Annotated in this window: 16 protein-coding genes and 1 pseudogene; 9 read left to right on the top strand and 8 right to left on the bottom strand. The window is 55.4% G+C overall.

The genetic code is table 11. The features are described 5' to 3' along the window. The 5 genes and pseudogenes from ntrB to AC0L7R_RS02900 all read left to right on the top strand — a co-directional run bounded on the left by ntrB (position 1) and on the right by AC0L7R_RS02900 (position 4,154). Entirely contained in the window at positions 1–834 is an 834-nt protein-coding gene (gene ntrB, locus AC0L7R_RS02920) for a nitrate ABC transporter permease (protein WP_247128910.1), read from the top strand. Positions 835–844: 10 nt separating this feature from the next. Beyond that, on the top strand, positions 845–1,750 hold the full coding sequence (locus AC0L7R_RS02915; RefSeq protein WP_473658717.1) for a nitrate ABC transporter ATP-binding protein: 906 nt from the start codon (positions 845–847) through the stop codon (positions 1,748–1,750). A gap of 17 nt (positions 1,751–1,767) precedes the next feature. After that, complete coding sequence (cynS, locus tag AC0L7R_RS02910; protein ID WP_473658716.1) at positions 1,768–2,235, top strand: cyanase; 468 nt, start codon at positions 1,768–1,770, stop codon at positions 2,233–2,235. Positions 2,236–2,241: 6 nt separating this feature from the next. Continuing rightward, the gene (locus tag AC0L7R_RS02905) at positions 2,242–2,706 is read left to right on the top strand and encodes a DUF1348 family protein (RefSeq protein WP_473658715.1); all 465 of its coding nucleotides are present in this window, start codon (positions 2,242–2,244) and stop codon (positions 2,704–2,706) included. A gap of 198 nt (positions 2,707–2,904) precedes the next feature. After that, positions 2,905–4,154 (top strand): annotated as a pseudogene (locus tag AC0L7R_RS02900) (IS3 family transposase). A gap of 466 nt (positions 4,155–4,620) precedes the next feature. Here the strand turns inward: AC0L7R_RS02900 and AC0L7R_RS02895 are convergent. Continuing rightward, positions 4,621–5,016, bottom strand: a complete 396-nt coding sequence (locus AC0L7R_RS02895) for a hypothetical protein (RefSeq protein WP_473658714.1) — start codon at positions 5,014–5,016, stop codon at positions 4,621–4,623. Positions 5,017–5,132: 116 nt separating this feature from the next. Here AC0L7R_RS02895 and AC0L7R_RS02890 point away from each other — a divergent pair, with 116 nt between their 5' ends. Continuing rightward, positions 5,133–5,342, top strand: a complete 210-nt coding sequence (locus AC0L7R_RS02890) for a helix-turn-helix domain-containing protein (RefSeq protein WP_473660344.1) — start codon at positions 5,133–5,135, stop codon at positions 5,340–5,342. A 192-nt stretch (positions 5,343–5,534) separates the two neighbouring features. Here AC0L7R_RS02890 and AC0L7R_RS02885 read toward each other — a convergent pair whose 3' ends face one another. Beyond that, entirely contained in the window at positions 5,535–7,811 is a 2,277-nt protein-coding gene (locus tag AC0L7R_RS02885) for an adenosylcobalamin-dependent ribonucleoside-diphosphate reductase (RefSeq protein ID WP_473658713.1), read from the bottom strand. Between the two features lie 236 nt (positions 7,812–8,047). Here AC0L7R_RS02885 and AC0L7R_RS02880 point away from each other — a divergent pair, with 236 nt between their 5' ends. Then, positions 8,048–8,479 (top strand): DUF1489 family protein, encoded by a 432-nt coding sequence (locus tag AC0L7R_RS02880; protein ID WP_473658712.1) that lies wholly within the window; start codon positions 8,048–8,050, stop codon positions 8,477–8,479. Positions 8,480–8,547: 68 nt separating this feature from the next. Here AC0L7R_RS02880 and hisG read toward each other — a convergent pair whose 3' ends face one another. Genes hisG through hisS form a run of 3 tightly spaced genes read right to left on the bottom strand, consistent with a single transcriptional unit; the run spans position 8,548 to position 11,782 of the window. Continuing rightward, positions 8,548–9,237 carry an ATP phosphoribosyltransferase gene (hisG, locus tag AC0L7R_RS02875; RefSeq protein WP_473658711.1) on the bottom strand — a complete coding sequence of 230 codons (690 nt, stop codon included), beginning with the start codon at positions 9,235–9,237 and terminating at the stop codon, positions 8,548–8,550. Beyond that, positions 9,237–10,292 carry an ATP phosphoribosyltransferase regulatory subunit gene (locus tag AC0L7R_RS02870; protein ID WP_473658710.1) on the bottom strand — a complete coding sequence of 352 codons (1,056 nt, stop codon included), beginning with the start codon at positions 10,290–10,292 and terminating at the stop codon, positions 9,237–9,239. Before AC0L7R_RS02870 ends, hisG begins: the two co-directional genes overlap by 1 nt. Positions 10,293–10,300: 8 nt before the next feature. Next, on the bottom strand, positions 10,301–11,782 hold the full coding sequence (hisS, locus tag AC0L7R_RS02865) for a histidine--tRNA ligase (RefSeq protein ID WP_473658709.1): 1,482 nt from the start codon (positions 11,780–11,782) through the stop codon (positions 10,301–10,303). A 112-nt stretch (positions 11,783–11,894) separates the two neighbouring features. On the opposite strand from hisS, the gene AC0L7R_RS02860 reads away from it, so the two are divergent. Both AC0L7R_RS02860 and AC0L7R_RS02855 read left to right on the top strand, forming a co-directional pair. Further along, positions 11,895–12,098 carry a SlyX family protein gene (locus tag AC0L7R_RS02860; protein WP_247127594.1) on the top strand — a complete coding sequence of 68 codons (204 nt, stop codon included), beginning with the start codon at positions 11,895–11,897 and terminating at the stop codon, positions 12,096–12,098. 59 nt (positions 12,099–12,157) lie between these two features. Further along, a complete protein-coding gene (locus tag AC0L7R_RS02855; RefSeq protein WP_473658708.1) occupies positions 12,158–12,346 on the top strand; it encodes a hypothetical protein in 189 nt (62 codons plus the stop codon). A 6-nt stretch (positions 12,347–12,352) separates the two neighbouring features. On the opposite strand, the gene AC0L7R_RS02850 is transcribed toward AC0L7R_RS02855, so the two are convergent. From AC0L7R_RS02850 to AC0L7R_RS02840, 3 genes are read right to left on the bottom strand one after another with little or no spacing between them, the layout of a single operon-like run. Beyond that, a complete protein-coding gene (locus AC0L7R_RS02850) occupies positions 12,353–13,426 on the bottom strand; it encodes an FAD-dependent oxidoreductase (protein WP_473658707.1) in 1,074 nt (357 codons plus the stop codon). After that, positions 13,423–14,355, bottom strand: a complete 933-nt coding sequence (locus tag AC0L7R_RS02845) for an aldo/keto reductase (RefSeq protein WP_473658706.1) — start codon at positions 14,353–14,355, stop codon at positions 13,423–13,425. The genes AC0L7R_RS02850 and AC0L7R_RS02845 overlap by 4 nt, the downstream gene beginning before the upstream one ends. Before the next feature lie 27 nt (positions 14,356–14,382). Next, positions 14,383–15,228: a hypothetical protein gene (locus tag AC0L7R_RS02840; RefSeq protein WP_473658705.1), complete on the bottom strand. Its 846-nt coding sequence runs from the start codon at positions 15,226–15,228 to the stop codon at positions 14,383–14,385. Positions 15,229–15,338 lie beyond the last annotated feature (110 nt).

The raw sequence follows: 15,338 nt of genomic DNA, 5'->3' as shown, positions 1-15,338 counted from the left end.
ATGGGCACCCTTTCAATAAACCAGCGTGCTGCATTGTTGTCAGTTGTCATGTTGGTTGTCGGTCTCCTGATTTGGGAGGCCGCCATCCCGGCACAAAAGGCCGCCGAAGAGTTAACCGAATACGAGATTCTAACCGGCGCTGGCGCCCCAAAGGCGGGTGTCCCGCCACCCAGTCAGGTCATTGCAAAGGCGTGGGAACAACTCAGCAACCCGTTCTATGATGCGGGGCCCAACGACAAGGGCATCGGCATTCAAATCGGATATTCGATTTATCGTGTCCTGACAGGGTATTTTCTCGCCGCCTTGATCGCCATTCCTTTCGGGTTTCTGATCGGGATGAGCCAAGTTGCGTACAAGGCCTTCAACCCGTTCATTCAAGTGCTGCGGCCAATCTCACCTCTGGCGTGGATGCCGCTTGCGTTGTTCATCATTGGTGACAGTGAAGCATCGGCGATCTTCGTGATCTTCATCTGCTCAATCTGGCCCATGCTGATCAACACCGCCTTCGGCGTGGCTGGCGTCCGTGAAGATTGGGTCAACGTAGCCCGAACCCACGAGTTGGGACCAATTAGAACGGCGTTCACCGTGATCCTGCCTGCTGCTGCACCGACCATTTTGACCGGAATGCGCATCTCAATCGGTATCGCGTGGCTGGTAATTGTGGCCGCTGAAATGCTCGTCGGTGGCACTGGCATTGGTTACTACGTGTGGAACGAATGGAACAATCTTGATCTGACGTCCGTCGTTTTCTCAATCCTCATGATTGGTGTGGTGGGCATGCTGCTCGACGCCATGTTCGGCCTGCTGCAGCGCCGTGTCACCTACGCCGAATAAAGGAAGTGCCATGAAACCGTTCTTAAGTATCGACAAACTCACCCAACGGTTCCCGGATGGGAACGGCGGCGAGTTGACTGTTTTCGAAAACGCTTCCTTCGGGGTCGAAAAAGGCGAATTCGTGGTGATCCTTGGCCATTCAGGCTGCGGTAAATCGACGATCATGAACATCCTCGCAGGGTTGGCAGACCCGACCAGCGGTGTTGTCACGATGGATGGCTACGAAGTCCGTGGTCCCAGCCTCGACCGAGGTGTCGTGTTCCAAAACTATTCTTTGCTGCCGTGGCTGACGACGCTAAAGAACGTCACCTTCGGGGTTAAGGCCCGTCATCCGGAATGGACCAAAAGCCAAGTCGAAGAACATGCGACCAAGTTCCTCGCGATGGTGGGGCTTGAGGGGGATGTCATCCACCGCAAACCAAGCCAATTGTCGGGGGGAATGCGCCAGCGGGTATCTATTGCGCGCGCCTTTGCAAACCACCCCAAGCTGTTGCTGCTCGATGAACCTTTCGGCGCACTTGATGCCCTCACACGCGGGACCATTCAGGACGAGCTTCTGAAAATCTGGGGCCAGATGGAGCAAACGGTGTTCATGATCACCCATGACATCGACGAGGCGATCCTGCTGGCCGACCGCATTTTGCTGATGACAAACGGACCGCACGCGCGTGTCGCCGAAAGTGTCGAAATCACAATCCCGCGCCCGCGCAATCGGACCGAAATTATCGAACACCCAAACTACTATGCGATCCGCAACCATTTGGTGCAGTTCCTTGGCAAACGATCAAAGGAACTGGCCGGACAGCCAACGGAAGCAGGGCAAATGAACAAACCCGAAACGGTCAAGATCGACTTGACCGATCCTGCAGAAGATCCCGAAGACAAACGACCTGCCTTGAAAGCAGTGAATAGCTAAGACCGGAGGAGACCAACATGAAAGACCTCACAATGACTGAGATGATGACCAAAGAAGACGTCACCGCCATGATCCTGTCCGCCAAGAAACAGGCTGGACTGACATGGGAAGAGATCGCCGAAAAAATCGGCATGTCTCCTGTCTGGACCCATTCCGCCGCAATGGGCATGAACGCCTTTCCGCCCGAAAAAGCTGCGTTGATGGTCAGCGTCATGGGCCTGCCGCAAGAAGCGGAAAGCGTCTTGGCCGAAAGCCCCACCAAGATTTGGGAACAAGCCGTGCCGACCGATCCTTGCATTTACCGTTTTTATGAAATCGTCGGCGTTTATGGCCCGACTTTGAAAGCGCTGATCCAAGAAAAATTTGGCGACGGGATCATGTCCGCCATTGATTTCGACATGACCGTCACGCGCGTTGAGAACCCAAAAGGCGATCGCGTAAAGGTCGAGATGTCGGGCAAATACCTTGGCTACAATAGCTGGTAAGCCGCAATGACCCGTATGCCAGTGCCGCCCTTTTCCTACGATGATGCGGTCAAAAAAGTCCGTATGGCCGAAGATGCGTGGAACACACGTGATCCTGACAAGGTGGCACTGGCCTACACGCCTGACACAAATTGGCGCAACCGATCCGAATTCCTGAACGGCCGGAACGAGGTGCGCGATTTCCTAACCCGCAAGTGGTCCCAGGAAAACGGATACCGGTTGATCAAGGAGATCTGGGCGCATGGCGACAATCGCATCGCTGTGCGCTTTTGCTACGAATACCACGACGAGAGCGGCAACTGGTTCCGCGCCCACGGCAATGAAAACTGGGAATTCGACGCCGAGGGCTACATGGCCGTGCGCCATGCCTCAATCAATGATGTCGCGATCGCTGAGACCGAAAGGCTGTTTCATTGGCCTCATGGGCCGAGGCCATCAGAACATGGCGGTTTGTCTGATCTCGGACTGTAAACGAAGGGTATCAAGACTGCTCGGCAGCGAGTTGGACGTCATTTTTATTGCCGTATCAATGACAAAAGAGGGCTTAAATTGAAGACCGGCGGGCCTGTCATCGATGAGGATGCCTACTCACATATGAACGGGATTTGGACCTGTCCCGGTTTGATGCCGCTCCTTTGATAGCATTTACTGCAGCATAGGAGATGAACTATGGAACTGAAACGGACGGACGAGTTCCGGCAGGATGCGGTGCGTATCGCACTAACCAGCGGGCTAACGCGTAAGCAGGTGGCTAGTGACCTTGGCGTCGGGTTGTCGACGCTGAACAAATGGATCATCGCGCATCGAGACACAGACGTTGTTTCCAAAGAGGATTTGAGCCTGGCTCAAGAGAATGACCGGCTTCGACGCGAGAGCCGGCTTCTCAAGGAGGAGAGGGAGATCTTAAAAAAGGCCACCCAGTTCTTTGCGGGCCTAAAGCAATGAGATTTAGGTATGTCCGCTGCCCGGCAGTCAAAACGCAGTTTCGATGAGAGGGGAAGAACACAGGGTCCATTTCCCGGCCCATCGGTTGTGCGACGTTGTCGGCGTCAGCACACGCGGCCTCCGCGCTTTCCGTAGTCGCCCTGCCAGTCGCTGGCAACGGTCCGATCTGGTGACGCTGGCCCATATCCACTGCCCGACAGGGTATTGCGCAGCAATGTCCCGAGAGGGCAAGAACAGTCGCGTCTCAGTTTAGGCAGCTATGGTCGCCCCCGAATGACCGAGGAGCTGAAAGAGATTGGTCTGGATGTCGGCCATCGTCGTGTGGGCAGATTAATGCGCCAGAACGGCATATTCGTTGTTAGAACACGCAAACACAAGGTCACAACCATTGCCCGGCAGGCGATTGCAAAGCAATCTGCCGAGAGGGGGACAGCGATCATAAGTTCAACATCGCGCCGAACCTGCTGGACCGCCTCTTCACTGCAGATGCGCCAAACCAGAAGTGGGCTGGCGACATCAGCTACGTCTGGACACGCGAGGGTTGGCTGTACCTGGCTGTGATCCTCGATCTGCATTCAAGGCGCGTGATCGGCTGGGCTGTGAGCAATCGGATGAAACGCGACTTGGCGATCCGAGCATTAAAGATGGCCATTGCGTTCCGTGCGCCACCGAGAGGCTGCATTCATCACACGGATCGTGGGTCGCAATATTGTTCACACGACTACCAGAAGATCCTGCGCCAACATGGCCTCAAGGTGTCCATGAGCGGCAAAGGCAATTGTTATGGCAACGCCGCCGTCAAAACGTTCTTCAAAACCATCAAGGCTGAACTCATCCGGCGGCATCATTGGGAGACCCGGCGCAAAGCTGAGATGGCGATCTTCGAATACATAAACGGTTTCTATAACCCGCGACGTCGACACTCAGCACTCGGCTGGAAAAGCCCCGTCGCATTCAAACGGAAAGTGGCTTAAACGAGCACTTGGGGCGGCACTAAAGCGTGACAGGTCCATTGCGGCAATCTCATCAATGAGAACATTAAGATGTGCGGCGTAACTATCCTCTTCTTCTTCGAACAATGGATCACCGTTTTCTGAGCTTGTGAGTTCCCAATTTCCCATAACATGGGAAAGAGGTCTAAGCGTCGTGTAATCCAACTGATCACTTCTGTAGAAAAAGGTAAGGATATTCTCACGGCACCAGTTAATTTCAATTATTTTCTTGCGCACCAAAGCCGCCCCCCACGAATTTATCATTCATAAATTGCAGTCCTAATGAAGGGTATACAAGTCAACTTCGAAGGAAATTCAGCATAAGATAAATTTCTCAAGCTCGTCATCCATTGGCATCTTTGTTAGTGTCCGGTTCATGGCAGCTGCACCGCGGCGGCGGTTGTCACGGCCCAAGCCCGGTAAGGGCCGTTTACGTCAAGAAGATGTTTCAAGGGCAAGCAATGGTCTTTCGATGCAAACTACAAAATAACCTCTGAGCTGCATCGAACGCCCTAGGATCTGTAGAAACACACTTGCTCTCTGCTGGATTTTGACAAGGCTTCCCATTTTTCGTCAGTGCCTCACAGGCCAATTCATCCCGTTCGTGCAACTCCGCCCATCTACGCAAAGTTTCCTCTGGCATGTTTAAGCGCTTGGCTGCAAATTTCACAATGTTGTAAGCAACCGAAGGTAATTCGCGCGTCGAAAAAATGACTGACCCAGCTTCGCCCAAGAATATCGGACCTTCCTCACCGTTCTCAGTGAAGCAATATTCAAAATGCAAGCTTCCGAAGCAGCTCTTGCCGTTAGCTGCTCTTTCCAACTTTATTAAATCAACAACCATTCCAAAGCCCCTCATTTCATTTTCGCTAGATCAACACGAATGTCTCCTAAAACAGGTAGAGTTATAAGCGACATTCACAAATAGCATTTGGGGTGAAACGGACACCATAAAGCCCACTGCGAGACACCCTTGCCCGAAACCTTCGGCTCATTCGGGCTGAGAAGGGGTGGTCTCAGGAACGTATGGCCGCAGAAGCCGGGCTTAATAGGACCTATCTGAGCGCGGTCGAACGATCCGAACAAAACATGTCACTAGATAACCTGTATCGGCTGGCCCAGGGATTGGGTGTCGAAGCATTCACTCTGATTAAATCAGTAGACGATTAAAACCGTTCATTACCAGACATTTAAATAGAGCAGCGCACATCAAGTGCCCGCCTAGGTAGCATGAAATGCGCCATCTAAGAACGTTGTGCTTCAAGTCAATGTACAACCTATGTGTACATGATGGACACGAGTTAGAACGAAATGGGCAACCTATGGGTCACTTCACACCACATCAAGGCGCGACAACCTAGCTTAGCCGCATTTGGAGTAGCCGCATGATCCGCACGTCATGCAGCCTTCGACCATACGTAGCTCGTAGCCGCCGCACGATGAACAGGCCTTACCTTTTGACGCGTTTTTCAGCGCCACGACGTCGGCTTGTGGGTCTGATTTCAGGCCCATCCCTTCGCCGGCCAAAAAGCCCGTTGCGATCATGTGCTTTTCGATAACGCCGCCGATGGCTGCCAAGATGGACGGCACGTATTTGCCCTGCATCCATGCCCCGCCGCGCGGATCGAACACCGCTTTCAGTTCTTCAACCACGAACGACACGTCACCGCCGCGCCGGAACACCGCCGAGATCATGCGTGTCAAGGCCACAGTCCACGCGAAGTGTTCCATGTTCTTTGAGTTGATGAAGACCTCGAACGGACGACGGTGCCCTGCGACGATCAGATCGTTCACCGTGATGTAGATCGCGTGTTCGGAATCAGGCCATTTGAGCTTGTAAGTCGCACCATCGAGTTCTTGCGGGCGGTCCAACGGTTCCGCAAGATACACAACCTCGGCCTTTTCGCCGTCAGTGCTGACCTGAACGGGCGCTTCTTTGCTGTCCTCGGACACAGACAGAACAGAGCCCGTCACATCGTTTGGACGGTATGTTGTGCAGCCCTTACAGCCTTGATCCCATGCCGCCATGTAGACCTCTTTGAAATCATCAAAGCTGATATCTTCTGGGCAGTTGATCGTCTTGGAAATCGACGAGTCGATCCATTTCTGAGCTGCGGCTTGCATACGCACGTGATCCAGTGGGGCGAGCGTTTGTGCGTTGACGAAATAGTCTGGCAATTCTGCGTCGCCTTTCAGTTCGCGCCACAATTGCACAGCGTAATCAACGACTTCTTCTTCCGTACGGCTGCCATCTTTTTGCAAAACCTTGCGCGTATAGACGTAGGCGAAGACAGGTTCGATGCCCGATGACACGTTACCCGCGTACAGTGAAATTGTACCAGTTGGCGCAATCGACGTTAGCAAAGCGTTGCGGATACCGTGTTCGCGGATCGCGTCACGCACGTCGTCGTCCATGTCCTGCATCGCACCGGACGCAAGGAATTTGTCCGCATCGAACAGCGGGAACGCGCCTTTTTCTTTCGCCAAATCGACCGAGGCCAGATAAGCTGCGCGTGCAATCGCGTGCATCCATTTGTCGGTCTGGGCTGCCGCCTCTTCCGATCCATAGCGCAGGCCAACCATCAACAGCGCGTCAGCCAAACCTGTGACACCAAGACCGATGCGGCGCTTTGCTGCGGCTTCTTGTGCTTGTTGTTCCAGCGGGAATTTCGACGCATCAACGACGTTGTCCATCATGCGCACGGCTGTCGCGACGAGGTCGATCATCAACGCTTCGTCCATTTCAGGCGCGTCACCAAACGGGTCTTTGACCAGACGGGCCATGTTGATGGACCCGAGCAAACACGCGCCGTAAGGCGGCAAAGGCTGTTCACCGCACGGGTTCGTCGCCGCGATGGTTTCGCAATAGGACAGGTTGTTGGCCTTGTTGATCCGGTCGATGAAGATGACGCCCGGCTCAGCGTAATCGTAGGTGGATTGCATAATCGCATCCCACAATTCACGCGCCTGAACAGTTTTATATGTCTCACCGTTGAACACCAGATCCCACGGTTTATCGGCCTTCACCGCGTCCATGAATGGGTCAGTGATCAGAACGGACATGTTGAACATCCGCAAACGGGCGGCGTCGGATTTTGCGGTGATGAAATCCTCAACATCAGGGTGGTCGCAGCGCATCGTGGCCATCATGGCACCACGACGGGACCCCGCAGACATGATCGTCCGGCACATCGCGTCCCAGACATCCATGAAGGACAGCGGGCCAGAGGCGTCCGCTGCCACACCTTCGACCAGCGCGCCTTTCGGACGAATCGTAGAAAAGTCATACCCGATGCCGCCTCCCTGCTGCATGGTCAGTGCAGCTTCTTTCAGCATATCGAAAATGCCGCCCATGCTGTCTGGAACCGTGCCCATGACAAAGCAGTTGAACAACGTCACAGAACGCGCGGTGCCAGCACCGGCTGTGATCCGGCCAGCTGGGAGGTACTTAAAGTCTTCTAGGGCTTCGTAAAACTTCGGTTCCCACGCCTTTGGGTCTTTTTCGACGCTCGCCAGCGCACCGGCGATGCGGGACCATGAATCCTCGACCGTGTTATCAATCGGGGTGCCATCCGCCTGTTTAAAGCGGTATTTCATGTCCCAAATTTGTTCGGCGATTGGGGCGGTAAAACGGGACATGGTCAGAACCTTTCGTGACAACGGCTGGCAAAGGGAGACATCCACACTAAGTGGATTCTCACAAGATGAAAACGGGTATTACGCTGCTCAGCGCCACAAGAGACGCTTTGTTATTGCGGCAGTCATACATCAAGATATGGTGTTCGCAATCTGAAAAATTACCAAATATGGTGAATTCTTTTCTTGAAGTCACCTATATCACGCACTACGACAGGGAACGCAATTGGGGACGGCACGTGAGTAAAACTGTTAACCTTATTAAGCTATCCGTCGGCACCGAAGATGTCGCAGGTCTGGCTGCATGGCAAGCCACGCGGCGGGCGCAATCGGATGATGGCTACCCACAGCACGTTACCCGTATGTGGCCAAAACGCGAATCGGAAATCCTGAATGGCGGCTCAATTTACTGGGTCATCAAGGGTGTCATCCTTGCGCGACAGGAAATTGTCCGACTTGATGAATATAACTCCGCCGATGGCATCCGGCGCTGCGCCATTGTCTGTGATCAGCCGCTGATCCGCGTGGCTGCAACCCCGCGTCGGGCGTTTCAGGGCTGGCGGTATCTCACACCGGAAGACGCCCCAATCGACCTGCCAGAAGGGCGCGAAGACGAAGAACCGCTGCCCGCCGAACTCAGCGCGGCGCTCGCGGCGATTGGCGTGCGCTAGCCTTTCTTTTGGTCTTAAATATCCCGGGGGTGTGGGGGCTGGCCCCCACCCTGCCCGCCGCCACACATTCAAATGTCGAGCAATGCCACCAGCCGCTTCAACGTCGCCCGTTGGTCATCGGACCAGTCACGCCGCGTGCCGCGGAACAGCGTCGCCTGAGACGCGTGAATGAGTCCGTCATCGAGGACCTTCAGACCATTCGCCCGCAATGTCTCGCCGGTGGATGTGATATCCGCAATCGCCTCTGCCGTCTCGTTCTTGACCACGCCTTCGGTCGCGCCTTGGCTATCGACAAGTCTGTAATCGGCCACACCTTTTTCGCGCAGGAATTCACGGACAAGTCGGTGATACTTCGTCGCGATCCGCAAACGCATCCCGTGATTTTGACGGAATGCAGCCGCCGCTGCGTCAAGATCATCTAAAGTATCCACATCAACCCAGCCCTGCGGGACCGCGATAATCAAATCAGCACCGCCAAAGCCCATCAACGCAAGTTCAGCCACTTGGCTATCCCAAAGCGCTAATTTCTCGCGGACCAGATCAGATCCGGTGACACCAAGGTGGATGTTCCCTGCGGCCAATTCACGCGGGATTTCGCCTGCGGACAGCAGGACAAGTTCCACGCCATCGATCCCGTCAACCGCACCTGCATATTCACGATCTGACCCAGACTTGCGCAGCGTCACGCCGCGCGCGCCAAACCAGTCAAACGTCTTTTCCATCAGCCGCCCTTTAGACGGCACGCCCAGCTTCAACATTAGCGGACCTCCAGCAGCAGATCGGGGCGGATGACGGCACCAACGGCAGGCACGGCACGCCCGTCACCCAACACTTGGGTCAGCGCATCGTAGCGCCCGCCTGTGGCCACGGGCCGGTTATCTTTCACGCCGTAGAACCCGAAGACGAAGCCATCGTAATATTCCAATGACGTACGTCCATAGCTGCCTTCAAAGGCTAACGCATCAACATCAACGCCGCGCTTGGCCATCGCATCAAGGCGCGCCTGGTAGGTCTTAACAGCCGTATCAATCGCAGGCATGTCGACCGCGATATCGTACAGCGCAGACAGGATATGTGGGGCTGTTTCGCTCAGGTTCAGAATGGATTCAATCACACTGATTTCTTCGTTCGAAATCGGTGCCGCCTCTGCGTCAGCACGCAAGGCGTCGATCCGCTGCTGAACTTCGCCCCGGGACCGCACGCCGACCTCGGGGCCTGCATCCGCAAACGGGTCACTGGCACCAAGCAGCGCCAAGCGTTTGGCGGGGGCCGCAATACGTCCGCCGAACCGATCGAGCAAGGATTTGAACCGCTTGGGCCGCCAAATATGACGCATCAATGCCGCTTTACGCGCTTCTGTCGTTTGCAGCCCTGCGACTGCTGCTTTGAGCAAACCGATGTCGCCAGTCGCTGCCCGCACTGGCGCATCGGCAAGTGCCGATTTCACCGTCGCAAACACCTCTGCATCGGCAGCGGCCGGATTTTGACCATCGAAAACCTCGAACCCGACCTGCGTATATTCACGCGCACGGCGTGGATCTTCGTCCTGTTTCCTGAATACGGGGCCAGCATATGTGTACCGCGCAGGGTCCGCGTGGCTTTGCATATGCATTTGCACGACGGGCACCGTGAAGTCAGGCCGCAGCATCATTTCGCCCTGCACCGGATCGTTTGTCACATAGGCGCGGCCACGGATGTCTTCGCCGTAAAGGTCCAGCAAAACGTCAGCGGGTTGCAGGATCGCGGCCTCGACTGGTTCTGCCCCCGCAGCCTGAAACACCGCCGAAATACGGGCGGCCTCGTCTTTGATCATGGCTGTGGTCACTTTGCTTGCCCCGCCAGAATTTCGCGGACTTTTGCGACAAGATCACCACGGGCGACCTCGTACTGTGAAGGACGGTCTTTCCATTCTTCAAGCGTCGCATTCTTGGCAATTTCGGCACCCAAAATCAGGTCCTTGATCTGCACAACGCCACTATCGAATTCGTCGCCACCCGCAATCACCGCAATCGGGGATTGGCGCGCGTCTGCGTATTTCAACTGGTTGCCAAAGTTCTTGGGGTTTCCAAGATAGACCTCGGCCCGAATGCCGTTATTGCGCAGTTCCGCCACCATCGCCTGATACTCCGCCATCCGCGTTTTATCCATCACAGTCACGACCACAGGACCGACCGACGCCTTGGACAAGCGCCCTTTTGCATCAAGTGCGGCGAGCAGGCGATCAACACCGATAGAAACACCAGTTGCAGGGACTTCCTGCCCAGTGAAACGCTTCACGAGGTCATCATAACGACCACCACCGGAAACAGAACCAAAGTTGCGCGGGCGGCCTTTTTCATCGGTAACTTCGAACGTCAGTTCCGCCTCGTAAACAGGACCGGTGTAGTAGCCAAGGCCACGCACAACACTTGGGTCAATCTCGATCCGGTTTGCACCGTAGCCTTGGGCGTCGAGCAGTTCCGCGATCGTCTCAAGTTCGTTCACCCCGTCAGCGCCGATCTTGGAACCGATTACCAATTCGTTCAAACGCGCCACTGTGGCGGCACCTGTATCGCGCTTGGCGGACATGAAGCCCATCACGATCTCAGCTTGTTCAGCGCCAAGACCAGCCCCTTTGGTAAAGTCGCCGCTTTCGTCCTTGCGGCCTTCGCCAAGTAGTGCACGCACGCCGTCATCACCAAGCCGGTCAAGCTTATCAATCGCGCGCAACACGATGCCGCGCTCGGCTTCTTTGTCGTCGCCGGACAGGCCTGCAACTTCCATCACGCCATTCAAAACCTTCCGGTTATTGACCCGCACGATGTAGTCGCCACGGTCGATGCCCACGGTTTCCAACGTATCAGACAGCATTGCGCAAATCTCTGCATCAGCCGCTACAGAAGGCGCACCAACTGTATCCGCATCACATTGATAGAACTGGCGAAAACGGCCCGGTCCGGGCTTTTCGTTCCGCCACACAGGTCCCATCGCATAGCGGCGATACGGCGTCGGCAGGTCGTTGCGGAATTGCGCGTAAACACGTGCCAACGGGGCGGTCATATCGTAACGCAGCGCCAGCCAATCGCCGTCTTCTTCCCACGCGAACACACCTTCGTTCGGGCGGTCCACGTCGGGCAGGAATTTGCCCAAAGCTTCGACCGTTTCAACGGCAGATGTTTCCAGCGCATCGAACCCGTAATGATGGTAGACGCCAGCGATCTGATTAAGCATTTCAGTGCGCTTGGTCACCTCAGCGCCAAAATAGTCGCGGAACCCTTTCGGGGTTTGCGCCTTTGGCTTGGGTGCTTTTTTCATCTTGGCCATTTCGGGTCCTATGGGTTTTTCGCTTAATTGCGCCTGCCGTTTAACGCGGACTGTCAGTTGGGGCAATGCGCATTGGCTTTGCAGCGCTCTGCGGGCGTGATAGGCGACGAATATGACAGACGTGACACACTTAGAAGAACAGATCGCCCACCTCACGAAGACGGTCGAAGACCTGTCGGATATCGTGGCGCGTCAGGAAAACGAACTCGCCTTGGCGACCCGCCGTTTGGCGATGCTGATGGAACGCGAAGCAGGCCGCGAAATGGACGCTGGCAGTAGCGTACCGTTGGCTGATCAACGCCCGCCGCACTGGTAAACCACGGAACCAATTAGCTGCTGCTTAGTTGTCCTGCTATTCCAAGCATGGAGACAACAGTGGCACATACAGACCGCGACACGTCCGATAGAATCGTCCAACCCATTGATGCGGTCAGCGCAATCGTTCTGACAGTTTTGACTGCAATTGTTGCAATCGGAATTTACGCATACACGACTGATATGTTCATTAATGATCAGCTCAATACAGGCGAAGACATAATCGTCGACCTGCCCGGTTTGGAATGATTAGGGTTAAGTAAAGCGCGACGGGCTGAGCGCCGCGACGATGTCCGCCCCAAGCTCTGACGGCTTACCTGCAACCAAATCCGACACCAATTGGCTGGCCGCCGGTGCGGTCGCAAACCCGTAGCCACCCTGCCCTGCGCACCAGATAAAACTGTCGTCTTGTGTCGACGGCCCCAACACCAAGGCCCGATCCGGCGCAAAAGTCCGCAATCCGGCCCAAGACGCCAAAAGGCGAGTCACAGGTTCGGTCACGTGTTGGCTATAGCGGTCCAACCCTTCGGCCAGCACCATATCATCGGCCCATGCATCATGCGGTTCGGCAGGTTCTTCATCGGCAGGAGACACGATCAATGCGCCTGCGTCCGGTTTCGCGTACCATGCTTCGTTCACGCCAAAGACCATCGGCCAATCCGACACATCATGCCCGCCCGGCGCAGGTATGCGGGCCATGGATCGCTTGTACGGTTGGAAACCTAACGGAGAAATACCCGCCAAAACCGCAATCTGGTCCACCCACGCACCAGCCGCGTTAATGATCACTTTGGCATCATACATCTCGCCCGCGTAAACCTGCCAGCCATGGTCCGAGCGCGATATGCTTGTGACAGCAGCATTTGTGACGATGGTCCCGCTGTGCACGCGCAGATCGCGCGCGAAGTTCTGCATCAGCAGGTCGGTATCAATATCCAATGCGCCCGCGTCATATGCAGCATGCGTCAGGACGTTTGTATCAAGAATCGGGATCATCCCTGCGGCATCTGTCACGCTGATCTCAGTCAGATGCATGTTTTGAACGTCGGCCGCGAACGCCGCCTCTTCGCCAGTCCGCCCCACAAGCATCAAGCCGCGGGGCGACAGCACACCGCCATGAGCCGTCTTGTGGTACTTAGCGCTGGCCTTGTTCAGCGCCTTCACTGCCGCATTACCGTAGTTTTCTTCGAACAGCGCCGCCGACCGACCAGAGGCATGATGGCCGACGGATTTCTCTGCCTCCAGAACCGTGACTTTTCCGTGGACGGAAAGCCGTGCAGCCACGGACAGACCCGCAATCCCGCCGCCGATCACTAGAAAATCGATCATGCCTCTTCCAGCCGATCCGTTGCCGGTGCAGGGCTAACCGATAGCGCCGTGATCCGGTCGTACAGCGTTGCATCCATCGCAAAGCCTTCAGCCGCCAATGATGGCGCCAACTGCTCTGTTGATCGCGCGGAAATGATCGGCGACGGGTTTGCCGCATGTTTCGCCGCCCATGCCACGGCAAGGGTCGCGGGATGCGTCCCCAGTTCAGCCGCAATGTCCGAAAGCGCCGTTGCGCATTCATGCATCCAATCCACGCTATACCGTTTTTTGTACATGGCGTCGTCGGTCAGACGCCCCGTTTCGCCAGCGGCATATTTGCCCGTCAGTAATCCGCCACCCAGCGGCGAATAAGGAACGATTTTGATCCCCTGATCAACGGACATCGGGAAAATTTCGACCTCGGACTGGCGTTTGACGAGTGAATACATCGGTTGGATGACGTCAATCTTGGTGCCCAGCGTCGCACAGACCGCCTGTGCTTTCATCACTTGCCAAGCTGCGTAATTCGACACGCCGATATGGCGGATTTTACGCGCCTGTTGAAGTTCGGCCATCGTCGCAAATGTTTCTTCCAGCGGCGTGTCATCATCAAACCGATGCAGGTACAACAGATCAACCGCGTCCAACTGCAACTGACGTTGGCAGGTTGCGAAATGGTCGAGGATATTGGCGCGGCCAGCACCGCCCTTATACGCCACCTTGGTCGCAAGATAGATGTCGTCCCGTTTTTCCGTGACCATCGGGCCAAGCAGCGTTTCAGACTGCCCGCCCGTGTAACCAACAGCCGTGTCAAAATGGTTGATGCCCGCGTCAAACGCCGCATCGAACATCGCACGCGATGCCTTTGCATCGGCGTTCCCGCCAAACTGCATGGTTCCAAATGTCAGGCGGGAAAGGGGGGTGCCGTTGGCAGTTTCAAGCTGAGTCATCTCGCAATCGTAGCGCGTCTTTGACCGTTATGACACCATATTTGACAGGATCATCGACAACGACGCCCCAGCATCACGATCAAAACCGTAGGCTACAAAATCCTGGTGTGCGCCACGTGAAACCGACGACCATATCTCGGCAAAATGGGTTTCGCGCGTGTTGATCACCTTCTTCGCGTTGCCGTTTTGGCGTAGTTCTGTCGGTGCGACGGTTTCGCCCCATGTCGCAACATAGATGAGCGTCGCCTCGGCAACCGCAAAGTTTTCCTGCTGGGTCTGACTTTCGGCATATGCTGTCATCTTGCCGGACACGTAGTTTTTGTAGCGCGCAAAGGCCGACGGACTAATCGCGGCGGCCCCATTGGCCATATTTGTCAGCATTTCACGGCACAGCACGCCGTGGGCCGTATCGACCACGCGGTCAGGTCCGATATTGATCCGTTGCGGCATAAATCGAGTCGCGGCGCTGATCATTGTCAGCGTTTCGTAGATGGCTACGGCACGCGGATCACCAGAACGCGTGCATAATGTTGCAAGCGACGGCGCAAGGCCGAGATTGCAAAAGTGGGCGGCATCAATCCTGCGAAACAGGCTGGCCGAATGATCAAGGATGCCGATGTCGTCCTTTTGGAAACTCAGGTCCCAATCGCTATCGCGGCGGGCACCTGTGTTGAACTGATGGGTCGCTTTAATGCTCACATATTGGGGCCATTGATCACTTGGGATCTGCAAGACGTGCATCAGCATTCGGTAGGTGTACATGTACAAAAAGAAAAACCGCATCCGCGCTTTACTGTGCGCGACCAGTGCATCACGCAAAATCCCGGATTGCGCTAATGCCGTTGGACTTGGGTCTGTGTGAATACGGCCCATGATCATTACCTCTTAAGCTACAATTTACGATTGCAACGCTAACGATCACACACCCAATGTCACGCAAAAAGGGCCCCTGCATTCCTGCAGAGGCCCCAAAACTATGTCGC

Source organism: Yoonia sp. D2-7 (assembly GCF_055809435.1).
This window is presented reverse-complemented; position numbering and strand designations above follow the sequence as displayed.

Bases quoted from the DNA above. Each gene is read 5' to 3' on its own strand.
- hisS (WP_473658709.1), bottom strand. From the start codon at position 11,782: ATGGCCAAGATGAAAAAAGCACCCAAGCCAAAGGCGCAAACCCCGAAA.
- ntrB (WP_247128910.1), top strand. From the start codon at position 1: ATGGGCACCCTTTCAATAAACCAGCGTGCTGCATTGTTGTCAGTTGTC.
- AC0L7R_RS02905 (WP_473658715.1), top strand. From the start codon at position 2,242: ATGACCCGTATGCCAGTGCCGCCCTTTTCCTACGATGATGCGGTCAAA.
- cynS (WP_473658716.1), top strand. From the start codon at position 1,768: ATGAAAGACCTCACAATGACTGAGATGATGACCAAAGAAGACGTCACC.
- hisG (WP_473658711.1), bottom strand. From the start codon at position 9,237: ATGTTGAAGCTGGGCGTGCCGTCTAAAGGGCGGCTGATGGAAAAGACG.
- AC0L7R_RS02845 (WP_473658706.1), bottom strand. From the start codon at position 14,355: ATGACTCAGCTTGAAACTGCCAACGGCACCCCCCTTTCCCGCCTGACA.
- AC0L7R_RS02860 (WP_247127594.1), top strand. From the start codon at position 11,895: ATGACAGACGTGACACACTTAGAAGAACAGATCGCCCACCTCACGAAG.
- AC0L7R_RS02870 (WP_473658710.1), bottom strand. From the start codon at position 10,292: ATGATCAAAGACGAGGCCGCCCGTATTTCGGCGGTGTTTCAGGCTGCG.
- AC0L7R_RS02895 (WP_473658714.1), bottom strand. From the start codon at position 5,016: ATGGTTGTTGATTTAATAAAGTTGGAAAGAGCAGCTAACGGCAAGAGC.
- AC0L7R_RS02915 (WP_473658717.1), top strand. From the start codon at position 845: ATGAAACCGTTCTTAAGTATCGACAAACTCACCCAACGGTTCCCGGAT.
- AC0L7R_RS02840 (WP_473658705.1), bottom strand. From the start codon at position 15,228: ATGGGCCGTATTCACACAGACCCAAGTCCAACGGCATTAGCGCAATCC.
- AC0L7R_RS02850 (WP_473658707.1), bottom strand. From the start codon at position 13,426: ATGATCGATTTTCTAGTGATCGGCGGCGGGATTGCGGGTCTGTCCGTG.
- AC0L7R_RS02885 (WP_473658713.1), bottom strand. From the start codon at position 7,811: ATGTCCCGTTTTACCGCCCCAATCGCCGAACAAATTTGGGACATGAAA.